General features: G+C 70.8%; 11 protein-coding genes. 8 read left to right on the top strand and 3 right to left on the bottom strand.

Going from position 1 to position 10,964, the window contains the following annotated elements:
* Positions 1–49: 49 nt before the first annotated feature.
* From ACFU95_RS37130 to ACFU95_RS37150, 5 genes are all read left to right on the top strand, one after another.
* Positions 50–514, top strand: a complete 465-nt coding sequence (locus ACFU95_RS37130; RefSeq protein WP_383837526.1) for a hypothetical protein — start codon at positions 50–52, stop codon at positions 512–514.
* A 90-nt stretch (positions 515–604) separates the two neighbouring features.
* Positions 605–2,179 (top strand): multicopper oxidase family protein, encoded by a 1,575-nt coding sequence (locus ACFU95_RS37135; RefSeq protein WP_383837528.1) that lies wholly within the window; start codon positions 605–607, stop codon positions 2,177–2,179.
* Between the two features lie 1,475 nt (positions 2,180–3,654).
* Positions 3,655–4,647 carry a dihydroxyacetone kinase subunit DhaK gene (gene dhaK, locus ACFU95_RS37140; protein WP_383837531.1) on the top strand — a complete coding sequence of 331 codons (993 nt, stop codon included), beginning with the start codon at positions 3,655–3,657 and terminating at the stop codon, positions 4,645–4,647.
* Positions 4,648–4,693: 46 nt separating this feature from the next.
* Positions 4,694–5,293 (top strand): dihydroxyacetone kinase subunit DhaL, encoded by a 600-nt coding sequence (gene dhaL / locus ACFU95_RS37145; RefSeq protein WP_383837534.1) that lies wholly within the window; start codon positions 4,694–4,696, stop codon positions 5,291–5,293.
* Positions 5,286–5,708: a PTS-dependent dihydroxyacetone kinase phosphotransferase subunit DhaM gene (locus tag ACFU95_RS37150; RefSeq protein WP_383837537.1), complete on the top strand. Its 423-nt coding sequence runs from the start codon at positions 5,286–5,288 to the stop codon at positions 5,706–5,708. The genes dhaL and ACFU95_RS37150 overlap by 8 nt, the downstream gene beginning before the upstream one ends.
* A 40-nt stretch (positions 5,709–5,748) precedes the next feature.
* On the opposite strand, the gene ACFU95_RS37155 is transcribed toward ACFU95_RS37150, so the two are convergent.
* Positions 5,749–6,411, bottom strand: a complete 663-nt coding sequence (locus ACFU95_RS37155; RefSeq protein WP_383837540.1) for a TetR/AcrR family transcriptional regulator — start codon at positions 6,409–6,411, stop codon at positions 5,749–5,751.
* A 152-nt stretch (positions 6,412–6,563) separates the two neighbouring features.
* Here ACFU95_RS37155 and ACFU95_RS37160 point away from each other — a divergent pair, with 152 nt between their 5' ends.
* Positions 6,564–7,325: an SDR family NAD(P)-dependent oxidoreductase gene (locus tag ACFU95_RS37160; protein ID WP_383837543.1), complete on the top strand. Its 762-nt coding sequence runs from the start codon at positions 6,564–6,566 to the stop codon at positions 7,323–7,325.
* A gap of 7 nt (positions 7,326–7,332) precedes the next feature.
* On the opposite strand, the gene ACFU95_RS37165 is transcribed toward ACFU95_RS37160, so the two are convergent.
* Positions 7,333–8,163 (bottom strand): glycoside hydrolase family 75 protein, encoded by an 831-nt coding sequence (locus tag ACFU95_RS37165; protein WP_383837546.1) that lies wholly within the window; start codon positions 8,161–8,163, stop codon positions 7,333–7,335.
* Positions 8,164–8,569: 406 nt separating this feature from the next.
* Between ACFU95_RS37165 and ACFU95_RS37170 the strand changes: the two genes are divergently transcribed.
* A complete protein-coding gene (locus ACFU95_RS37170) occupies positions 8,570–9,547 on the top strand; it encodes a fibronectin type III domain-containing protein (RefSeq protein WP_383837549.1) in 978 nt (325 codons plus the stop codon).
* 167 nt (positions 9,548–9,714) lie between these two features.
* A complete protein-coding gene (locus ACFU95_RS37175) occupies positions 9,715–10,254 on the top strand; it encodes a hypothetical protein (protein ID WP_383837552.1) in 540 nt (179 codons plus the stop codon).
* 12 nt (positions 10,255–10,266) lie between these two features.
* Here ACFU95_RS37175 and ACFU95_RS37180 read toward each other — a convergent pair whose 3' ends face one another.
* Entirely contained in the window at positions 10,267–10,818 is a 552-nt protein-coding gene (locus ACFU95_RS37180; protein ID WP_383837555.1) for a PadR family transcriptional regulator, read from the bottom strand.
* Positions 10,819–10,964 lie beyond the last annotated feature (146 nt).

The following is a 10,964-nucleotide window of genomic DNA, read 5'->3' on the forward strand; positions in this document are numbered from 1 at the left end:
CGGGGGTACAGTGGGCACGGGGTACAACAGCGGAAAGGCATGGAGAACGATGACGGCACGCCGAGCCCGGCGGGTCAGCGCACACGGCGGCGCCGGCCGCTGGACGCGTGCCGTCGTCATCGCGCTGTTCGCAGCACTCACGTTGCTCGTGCACCACGGGACGGCGGCCGAGCCAGCGGCACCGGCACCGGCACCGGCCTTCGGCTTGTCCACCACGAGCGCCATGCCGCACACGGGCGATACGACGGCCATGGGCATGCCGGTGGCTGCGGCGATGCACGTCTCGGCGCCCGAGGCCCCGACCCCCGACGGCGGCGAGGGCGCCTGCTCGACCATGGCCACACAGCACTGCTCTGCCATCGGCGTCGACACGGTGAACCTGGCGCCACCAACCGCTCTCCGCCCCTACTACGACAAGGGTGCGGCACTCGGACCAGTCATCGGCCGCGAGGTGCCCGGAACGACGACCCGCGCGCCGCCCGACCTTTCCGTCCTCTCTCGCTTTCTGCTGTAGGTCGCGCCCACGGCTGTCGCCCGCGCGCCCCCACGCGGACGGCCGTCGCGCAGGCGACCCCGTCAGACACATCGAGAAGAGAGTCACGCCTTGAACACCATCAACCGCCGCTCCGTCCTGCTGGCTGGCCTCGGCGCCGTGGGCGCGGGCGCGCTCGCCGCCTGCACCAACGGCCCCGGCAGCGGCGACACACCCTCCTTGGTCAGCCCCTCCGGCTCGGCGGTGGCGGCCACCGAGAAGAGGCGCGCCGGCACCGGCACGGTGCGCAATGTGACCCTGACCGCCGCGCCCGCCGTGCTCGACCTCGGCGACCGAGTCACGGCCAAGAGCTGGGCGTTCAGCGGACGGACCCCAGGCAAGGAGATCCGGGTCTCCACCGGCGACACCCTGGCCGCCGAACTCTCCAACCAGCTGCCGGGCAGGACCTCCACCTCCCTCCACTGGCACGGCATCGCCCTGCGCAACGACATGGACGGCGCGCCCCCGGTCACTCAGAACGTCGTACGGGCGGGTTCCAACTTCACCTACCGCTTCATCGCCGACGCTCCCGGAACGTACTTCTTCCATCCCCACGTAGGCGTCCAGCTCGACCGGGGCCTGTACGCGCCGCTGATCGTCGAGGACCCCAGGGAGCCGCTGTCGTACGACGACGAGTGGGTCGTGGTCCTGGACGACTGGGTCGACGGGGTCACCGGCACGCCCGACGAAGTCTTCGCGGAACTGCGCCAGGGCATGGGCGGGCATGGCATGGGCGCCATGGACGGCATGGAGATGGACGACAGCTCTTCGTCCTCGTCCTCTTCGCCCTCGTCCGACAGCATGTCCATGAGGTTCAGGCTGATGGGCGCCACGAGCGACCTGCTCGGCGGCGACGCCGGAGACGTGAAGTACCCATACCACCTGGTCAATGGACGGGTGGCCTCCGACGCCGACGTCTACCGGGGAACGCCCGGCAAGCGGATCCGGCTGCGCATCATCAACGCCGGCGGTGACACGGCGTACCGTGTGGCGCTCGGCGGCCACCGGCTGACCATCACCCACACCGACGGGTTCCCCGTCGAGCATCGGCAGGTGGACGCCCTGCTGATCGGCATGGGTGAGCGATACGACGTCCTGGTCACCCTCGGCGACGGCGTCTTCCCGCTCGTCGCGCTGGCCGAGGGCAAGAACACCACGGGCATGGCCCTGGTCCGCACCGGTTCCGGCGCTGCCCCGAGCACGAGCATGCGGCCGAAGGAGCTGGACGGGGAGATCCCCACCGCCGCACAACTGCGGGCGACCGATGACGTCCGACTGACGTCGAAGAAGGCCGACCGGGTCCACCGCATCGAACTGACCGGCGGCATGCACCGCTACAACTGGGCCATCAACGGCGAGCGGTTCGACATGAGTGATCCGGACGCCCGTCCGATCCTCGTCGAAACGGGCCAACGAGTCCGGCTGGACTTCGTCAACACCACCACGATGTGGCACCCGATGCACCTGCACGGCCACACCTACCAGCTGGGCACCAAAGGCCCGCGCAAGGACACCGCGATCGTGCTGCCGAAGAAGACGTTGTCCGTCCTCTTCGACGCCGACAACCCAGGGCAGTGGATGCTGCACTGCCACAACGCCTACCACGGCGAGGCCGGGATGATGGCCGTCCTCGGCTACCGGGCCTGACCGTGCTGCTGCGACGGGGCGGCCCGGCGACCCGGTCCGCCCCCGACCGGACCACAACGCAGCGACTCCTTAACCCTGCCCCTCACCTCCTCCCTGATCGACCAGGTGTGGGCTACCGGCGCAGACCGTGCCAAGCTCTTCGACGAGCTGGACCCAGACGGATTGCCAAGCCGAGGGCGGCGCCAGCCGAGCGCGCGGACGGAGACCGGGCGTGGAGATCGCCCTCCTGCTGCTCAGGTATGCAATCGCCAGTCCGGCCGACGTGCTGGAGGTGCGCGAACCAGCGCCGCGGGCGCAGGTGGCGGCACGGTGCCACGTGTGCCGGGACCGCTCCCGCGCGCCCGCACCAGCTCGGCCGCAAGGCGCGGGGTGCGACCGGCCCGGCAAGCCAAGCACTAGGCTCCTCGCTTGCGCCGCCCGCCACGACGGCAGAGGCCCCTGGGCCGGATTGCCTCACCCGATTCGAGTATCAGAACGCGCAGAGGGCCCGACGTCCCGCGTCCAGGCTGAAGCGATCCTGAACCCCACAGCCTTGCCAGTTCTCCTCGTCATCTGCGTCATGTTCCATCCATGAGGGACAGCGCTGCCCAACGCAGTTCGCTGTGGGCCGGTGAGACCGAGGTGCCATCTGGCGTTTCCAGGACCGCGTGACGGGTGCCGAAGAACCCGCATCGCCGGGTGTCGGGGTACAAGGTCACGTGCAATGCTGGGTATGGGCTCAAGTGCAGAGTTCGGTGTGCTCCAGCTCCGCGCGAGCGAGCCGTACATGCATCATCCGAAGCCGCACTGCCGAATGCGCTGCATCGCCTTCCCCGTCTTCGTTGTCCGGGGCGAGGAGGACGGCGCCGTACAGGCGAGGTACACCGTCCATGTCCTCGGGCAACCGTACGGCGGCCAGCTTCTTCGGGACGAAGCCCCGACCCCTGCGTGGCCGTGTACCGCCGCATGCCGAACAAGATCCGGACCAGGCACGGGCCAATCGACGACGGGCCCTCCCCGTACGCATCACCGGTGCAAGTCAGAGGCCACAGCATCGTGTACCACCAGCTGACCAAGAACCTTATGGCACTCCATACAGTCTCCGTCGGACGACTCCACTCCGCCAGCGGCCACGGCAGGCATAAACGGCGTTGGCCCCGCCCTGCAAAACGAACTCCCCTGACGCTCGTGCGAGGAATACACGGCCGCTCCTGCGACTACGAGAGCACCGGGCACGCGCACGGGTATCCGACGGCGCGTGACCTTCGCATCCGCAAGGTCGATACTGCCAATAAGGGCCATCTCACCGACCCACCACCGACCACTCCCGGAAACTGACGTCCCGTCATCAAAGTCAGCATTAGGTCAGCATCAGTACCGCCAGAACCCGCTTCCGACCGCCATGGACCGCCAAGATCAACAACTGACCTTACCCATCCTGAGCTGCAAAAACACAGGTCATCAGCCCATCTGCTAGCCTCACCAGGAGGTATCCCATGAAGATGCTGATCAACGTCGCGGAGAGCGTGGTCGCGGACGCGCTGCGCGGGATGACGGCCGCCCACCCCGAACTGGTCGTCGACGTGGACAAGCGAGTGATCGTACGGCGCGACGCCCCCGTGGCGGGGAAGGTCGCCCTCATCTCCGGTGGCGGGTCGGGGCACGAGCCGCTGCACGGTGGATTCGTGGGTCCGGGGATGCTGTCGGCGGCCTGTCCGGGTGAGGTGTTCACGTCGCCCGTGCCCGATCAGATGGTGCGGGCCGCGTCCGCCGTGGACAGCGGGGCGGGTGTGCTGTTCATCGTCAAGAACTACACGGGCGACGTCCTCAACTTCGACATGGCGGCCGAACTCGCCGAGGACGAGGGCATCCAGGTCGCGAAGGTGCTGGTCAACGATGACGTGGCGGTGACCGACAGCCTCTACACGGCAGGGCGCCGCGGCACGGGGGCGACCTTGTTCGTGGAGAAGATCGCCGGTGCGGCGGCGGACGAGGGGCAGCCGCTGGAGCGCGTGGAGGCGATCGGGCGTCAGGTCAACGAGAACGCCCGCAGCTTCGGCGTCGCGCTCAGCGCCTGCACCACGCCCGCCAAGGGCAGCCCCACCTTCGATCTGCCGCCCGGCGAGCTGGAGTTGGGCATCGGCATCCACGGCGAGCCCGGCCGGGAGCGGCGGGCGATGATGACGTCGGGTGAGATCGCCGACTTCGCCGTGGGCGCCGTCCTGGAGGACATGCCCCCGCGCAACCCGGTCCTCGTCCTGGTCAACGGCATGGGCGGGACACCGCTGTTGGAGCTCTACGGCTTCAACGCCGAGGTCCAGCGGGTGCTCGCCGAGCGGGGTGTCTCCGTCGCCCACACCCTCGTCGGGAACTACGTCACCTCGCTCGACATGGCCGGCGCCTCGGTGTCCCTGTGCCAGGTCGACGAGGAGTTGCTGCGACTGTGGAACGCGCCGGTGAAGACGCCGGGGCTGCGATGGGGCATGTGATCCGGAGCCGGACGCCCGCACAGCACCTGCCACGCAAGGAGATCCAGTGCTCGACGCCGATTTCTTCCGCCGTTGGATGACGGCGACCGCCGCCTCCGTCGACCGTGAGGCGGAACGGCTCACCGCTCTCGACTCACCCATCGGGGACGCCGACCACGGCAGCAACCTGCAGCGCGGGTTCACCGCAGTGGCCGCGGAGCTGGAGAAGGAACCCCCGCGGACGCCCGGTGCGGTCCTGACGCTCGCCGGGCGGCAGCTGATCTCGACGGTCGGCGGGGCGTCGGGGCCGCTGTACGGGACCCTGCTGCGGCGGACCGGCAAGGCCCTCGGTGAGGCGGACGAGGTGAGCGAGGACCAGTTCGCTCAGGCGCTGCGGGCGGGGGTGGACGCGGTCATGACCCTCGGTGGCGCGGCGCCGGGTGACAAGACCATGATCGACGCGCTGGTGCCCGCCGTGGACGCGCTCGGCGACGGCTTCGCGGCGGCCCGCGCGGCCGCGGAGGAGGGTGCCCAGGCGACGACACCGTTGCAGGCCCGCAAGGGACGGGCCAGCTATCTCGGGGAGCGCAGCATCGGGCACCAGGATCCCGGTGCCACGTCCTCGGCGCTGCTGATCGCGGGGCTGGCGGAGGCGAACGGTGAGTGACGGGCACGAGGGCGAGGGCCTCGTCGGCATCGTTCTGGTGTCGCACAGCGCACAGGTCGCCGCGTCGGTGGCCGAGCTGGCACGCGGGCTCGCGGGCGGCGGTACGGCGGTGCCGGTGGCACCTGCGGGCGGCACCGCGGGCGGCGAGCTCGGCACCAGTGCCGAACTGATCGCCGCGGCGGCGGCCTCCGTGGACCGGGGCGCCGGCGTCGCGATCCTCACCGACCTGGGCAGCGCGGTCCTCACCGTGAAGGCCCTGCTCGCCGAGGGCGACGAACTCCCGGACAACTCACGCCTGGTGGACGCTCCGTTCGTCGAAGGCGCGGTGGCCGCGGTCGTCACGGCCACAACGGGCGCCGACCTGGCGGCGGTCGAGGCTGCGGCCACGGAGGCGTACTCGTACCGCAAGACGTGAGGCGCCGGCCCAGGGGCGTGTCCGTCCCGGGGCCACTCCCCTACCCGACGCCCTCCGCCGCGACCCGCAGCGCCGAGCGCAACGTCGCCGTCAGCTCGGTCCCGGCCGCTGTCCGGTCCGGGTGGGCGTCGGCGGTGCGCCAGGCGTAGTGCTCGACCGCCGCGCGCAGGGCCGCGTTGAACATCGCCGCCCGGATCGTCGGACGCAGGTCGTCGGCGGGGAGCCCGGCCCGTTCGGCGAGGGCGCGGGCGAACGCCGGTTCGGCCTCGTCGTACGTCTGGAGCCAGATCGCGCGTAGCCCGGGTTCGGTGCGGGTCAGCCGTACCAGTGCCCCCACGGTCGCCCGGTCGGGTCCGGCGAGCAGGTCGTCCTCGTCGGCCAGTGCGCGGTCGAGGAGTTCCTCGAGGGGCTGTTCGGGACCCCATCGCCGCAGACAGTCGACGATGAGGTCGATGCCGGCCGAGAACAGCGGCCGTACGCAGCTCTCCTTGCTCGGGAAGTAGCGCCACACGGTCCGCGAGGAGACACCGACCGCCGCTCCGATCTGCTCACCGGTGGTCGCCGCCACGCCCTGGGTGACGAACAGATCCACGGCGGCCCGCGCGATGTCCAGCCGGATCTCGGCCTTGCGCTCCTCGGTCAGGGGCGGCCGTCCTGTGGGGCGGCTCGTGGCCCGGCTCGTACGTCCACGGGCTGCGGTCATGTTGTCCTCCGGCCGACGCTGATCGCTCTCCCGGAATTCTCCCCGACGTTCTCCCCGACGAGTTTATGTCACTCAGAGACATTAAGTCGTAGGGTGAGGTCCCCGGGCGCGTTCGACACGCCGCCCTCAGGACACACGATTGGGAGCACCACATGAGCGGCGGACTGGACGGACGCAGCGTCATCGTCACCGGAGCGGGCTCGGGCATCGGGCGCGCTGCCGCGCTGGCCTTCGCCAAGGAGGGCGCCCGGGTCGTGGCGGCGGACCTCAACGCCGAGGGCGCGGAGGCGGTCGTCAAGGAGATCGAGCAGACGGGCGGCGGCGCGGTCGCCGTCGTCGGGGACCTGAGCGAGCAGGGGGTCGTCGACCAGGTGGTGGAGACCGCCGTCGAACGCTTCGGCGGCGTGGACGTCCTGGTCAACAACGCCGGGATCATGGACCGCATGTCAGCGCTGGCCGACGTCACCGACACCGAGTGGGAGCGGGTCATACGGGTCAACCTCACCGCCCCGTTCCTGCTCACCCGGGCGGTGCTGCCGCACATGCTCCGGGCGGGCCGGGGCGCCATCGTGAACACGGCGTCCGAGGCGGGTCTGCGCGGCAGCGCGGCGGGCGCCGCCTACACGGCGTCGAAGCACGGTGTGGTCGGGCTGACGAAGTCCCTGGCGGTGATGTACCGCAAGGAGGGGATCCGCGCGAACGCCATCGCCCCGGGCGGCACGCAGACCGGCATAGTCGTGGACGCCGCACAGGACGCCCACGGACCGGCTGCCCTCGGCCCGCACTTCGTCAACCTCGGCAGGCTCGCCCAGCCCGAGGAGCAGGCCGCGGCCATCGTGTTCCTCGCCTCGGACGCGGCGAGCAACATCAACGGCGTGGTCCTGCCGGTCGACGACGGCTGGTCGGCGGTCTGACGCCTCCTCACCGGCCGGGCGGCCCACCGTAGGACTCGCCGTACGACTCCTGGTACGACCTGCCCTGCGATGGGCCTTGGGGCCGGCCCGGGGACTGGCCTGGGGACGGATCCTGGGGCCGTCCCTGGGACTGGCCGTGCGGCTCGCCGCCCACGAACTCCCTCGCCAGCCGCTCCCCGATCCTCGTGGCGGCCGCAGTGTCCTCGATGGGCTGGGCCCGCGCGTCCTTGAAGACGATGTAGGTGACGCCGGAGGCCGTGCCGCCGCTGCGCGGATCGGGCGGGATGCCAAGGGCCTTGGCGGTGGCGTACGACGCCTCGCCGATGATGCCGGGCGGGCCGACGTCACCGACGACCGCGTACCGCACCCGGCCGCGGTACACGACGGCCGCGACCGAGCCGCCCTGGACGCCGTGGGCGCCGTGGTCCCAGATGTGACTCGGGGTGGGAACGACGATGTACGGGAGGCGTTCGGCGTTCAGGTGGCGGCCGTCGGACTGCTGATAGGCCGTCGCGGCGGAGAAGTAGGGATCCGTACGGCGGTTGCAGTGGCGGGTGGGCCGCCCGTCGCAGTCGATGTCCATGTCCGCCTTCCAGAACACCGCCCCGCGTGCCCCGCAGACCGGGATCTTCGCCGGCGCCCGGCTGTCGCTTCGATAGCGCCCGCGCGAAACGGGGTCACACTCGCGCGCCTTCGACAACAGGTCAGCGGCGCTGACGTCGATGTCGGTCGCACGGCGCACCTCGGGTCCTTCGTCCGCTGCGGGTGATGCGGTGGGCATCGTCGGGGCGAGCAGAGCCGCGCCTGCCGCGACCAGCGTCAGCGACTGGAAACGCACGATAAGGAACCCTCTCGGCGGGGACACTGACGGACACCGATCGAAGCACTGGCAAATAATCAGCCTGAATTGGTGCCATTCCGATCATGTTGCCACCAGTGGGGCCATACGGTGCGCACCCGTGCGACACGCGACCGTCCCCGAACTTCCGCCAGGGGCCGGGGGCCTGAGTCCGCGCCGGACCGGGACCCCCGGCCGCCCGCGTCCGGCGCGGGTTCAGCGACGACAGCGTCCCGCGCGCGTGGCACGAACTCCCCCGCACGCATGGAGAGTTCGGCCGTGAGGAGCTTCAGCATACGTAACGCTGCGAAGAGGCCGGCAGCGACGCCCTCTTGATGTGATCGCGCCAGCCGCGCCATATTGGTCCGGACCATTGCCGCGAGGTCGCCCCCCAGGAGGCAGAGTCGTGCGACGCGTTCTCGTACTGGTTTCCGCCCTCTACTCAGCGCTCGCACTGCTGTCGTCCTGTGCCTGGAGCGGCCCGGACGAGGACGGCGGCCGACCGCCCGGGGCACCCACGGGTGTCACGGCCGCCGCGGGCAGTGCGACGAGCGTGCACGTCATGTGGAACGTGGTCTCCGCGGACCAAGGGGTCCGGGTCTACGAGGTGTATCGGGGCCCCACGAAGGTCAGGGAAGTGCCGGGTTCCGCGCACATGGTGGATGTCACCATGCTCAAGCCCTCCACCCTGTATGCGTTCACCGTGCGAGCGCGTGACACGGAGGGGCGCCTCGGGCCGCCGAGCAGGCAGGTCCGGGCCACGACTCCCGCCGCCGTGGCCGCCGACCGCTCGGCGCCGACGCGCCCGGGGACGGCCACCGGCCGGGCGGTCGGCAGCAGAGCGGTTCAGCTGTCGTGGTCGAAGGCCACGGACGACCGGGACGTGGTGTCGTACGACATCCATCAGGGCGACACGAAGATCCACAGTGTGGGCGGCAACCAGACGGCAACCGTGATCACCGGACTCAGGCCGGGTGCCCGCTACTCGTTCACCGTCCGGGCCCGCGACGCGGCCGACAACGTCTCCCCGGCCACGGCGGCCGTCCGCATCACCACGCCGGGCACCGACGACGGGCGCGGCACCGCGCCGACCGGCTTCCGGGCGACGACCCGTCGGGCGGACGGGGCGTACTACCTCGATCTGAGCTGGGCGCCGCCGCACACGGACGGCGTCGTCACGGAGTACGAGGTCCACCTCGACGGCCGTGCGGCCACCTCGCTGACGTACGGCGGAACCGCGCCGCGCGGGCGGGCCACGTACAGCTTCTACCTGGGCCCGGACTCCGGGGCAGGCCACCGGGTACGGATCCGGGGCAGGCTACCGGACGGTACCTGGGGCGGCTTCTCCGCGGAGCGGACCGTCAGGACCGGCGCGCGGGACTGAGATCCGGTCCGGTGTCCCCCGCATGCAGCAGCGTGTCACCTGTCCGGGTGCGGTCCGCATGCGGACGGCACCCGGGGCGCATTGGCTGCCCCTGAGGCAGCACGGACGTTCCCGACCCCCGGCGGCGCTACGGATGTACCGCCAACCGTGCCGCCGGAGGGCATTCCATGCGCAATTCATCGCTATTCCTCCGCTCGGGCCTGACCGTGGCAGCCGCCTCCGCACTTCCCTTCGTCGTGGCCGCCGGTTCGGCCGCCGCGGTCTCGGGGATCTCCGTGAGCACCACCGGGTCCACGGTCTCCGTCACGACCACCGCGTGCAGCAACGTCAACGGCAGCTGGGGCACCGCTTCCCTGCTCAACAGCCGCCAGGCGAACTTCGCCCAGGGGCGCCAGGTGTCCCTGTCGGGGACGAGCGCCTTGCAGTCGGCGGCCTGGTCGGGCGTCAGCCCGGGCACGTACACCGTGATCGTCGTGTGCTCCAACGGCACGACGGCGGGAACCCAGTCGGTCATCGTCTCGGGCCCCTCCCCCACCCGCACGATCTCCACCACCGCCTCGCCGTCACGCGGCGTCATGGGCGGTATGGGCGGCGGCTCGACGGACTACGGCACGCTCACGCTGGTGGGCGGTGGTGCCCTGGTGGGCGCGGGAGTCCTGGCCACGGCCTGGTTCCTGCGCCGCAAGTCGAAGCCGTACCGGTTCTGAGGGCGCCCGGGCTCACGCCGTCTCGCTGCCCGGCAGCTCGGCGAACTCCTGAAGCGCGCGCGTGAGCCACTGCGTCCAGAAGGTCTCCAGGTCGATGCCGGCGCGCAGCACGAGGTGCCGCAGCCGGTCCTGGGAACTGTCCTTGCCGGGCGGGAAGTCGCGCTTCTCGATCTCCTCGTACTCGGCCAACTGCCGCTGGTGGAGGTCGAGATGGCGGCGAAGATCGGCTTCGATGCCGTCGGTCCCCACGACGGCGGCGGCGCGCATCCGCAGCAGCAGGGTGTCGCGGTGCGGCCGCGGGTCCTGGGACGCGGCGGTCCAGCGGGCCAGTTCGGCACGGCCCGCGGGCAGAACTTCGTAGCTCTTCTTCTGCCCGCGGGCCGGCTGCTCGGCCGGCAGGGTGCGGATGAGGCCCTCGGCCTCCAGTTTTCCCAGTTCGCGATAGATCTGCTGGTGCGTCGCCGACCAGAAGTACCCGATCGACCGGTCGAATCGACGGGTCAGCTCCAGCCCCGAGGACGGCCTTTCGACCAGGGCGGTGAGGATCGCGTGCGGGAGTGACATGGGCTCATCCTAGGTACGACCCTCAGGGCCTCCGTCGTGCCTGACCGGCCGCTAGTGCTCTGACCGCATAGGTTCACCGGGTTCTGTGGCCCGCTGCTGTGTGGTTGCTCAGGGAGTGTTCGCGGTCGCCCAAGAGCGGAACAAGG

It is taken from the genome of Streptomyces sp. NPDC057623 (assembly GCF_042800355.1).
Lineage (GTDB): Bacteria > Actinomycetota > Actinomycetes > Streptomycetales > Streptomycetaceae > Streptomyces.

Excerpts from the sequence above, each read along its gene's own strand:
- dhaK (WP_383837531.1), top strand. The coding sequence starts at position 3,655 with ATGAAGATGCTGATCAACGTCGCGGAGAGCGTGGTCGCGGACGCGCTG.
- ACFU95_RS37130 (WP_383837526.1), top strand. The coding sequence starts at position 50 with ATGACGGCACGCCGAGCCCGGCGGGTCAGCGCACACGGCGGCGCCGGC.
- ACFU95_RS37155 (WP_383837540.1), bottom strand. The coding sequence starts at position 6,411 with ATGACCGCAGCCCGTGGACGTACGAGCCGGGCCACGAGCCGCCCCACA.
- ACFU95_RS37160 (WP_383837543.1), top strand. The coding sequence starts at position 6,564 with ATGAGCGGCGGACTGGACGGACGCAGCGTCATCGTCACCGGAGCGGGC.
- ACFU95_RS37175 (WP_383837552.1), top strand. The coding sequence starts at position 9,715 with ATGCGCAATTCATCGCTATTCCTCCGCTCGGGCCTGACCGTGGCAGCC.
- ACFU95_RS37180 (WP_383837555.1), bottom strand. The coding sequence starts at position 10,818 with ATGTCACTCCCGCACGCGATCCTCACCGCCCTGGTCGAAAGGCCGTCC.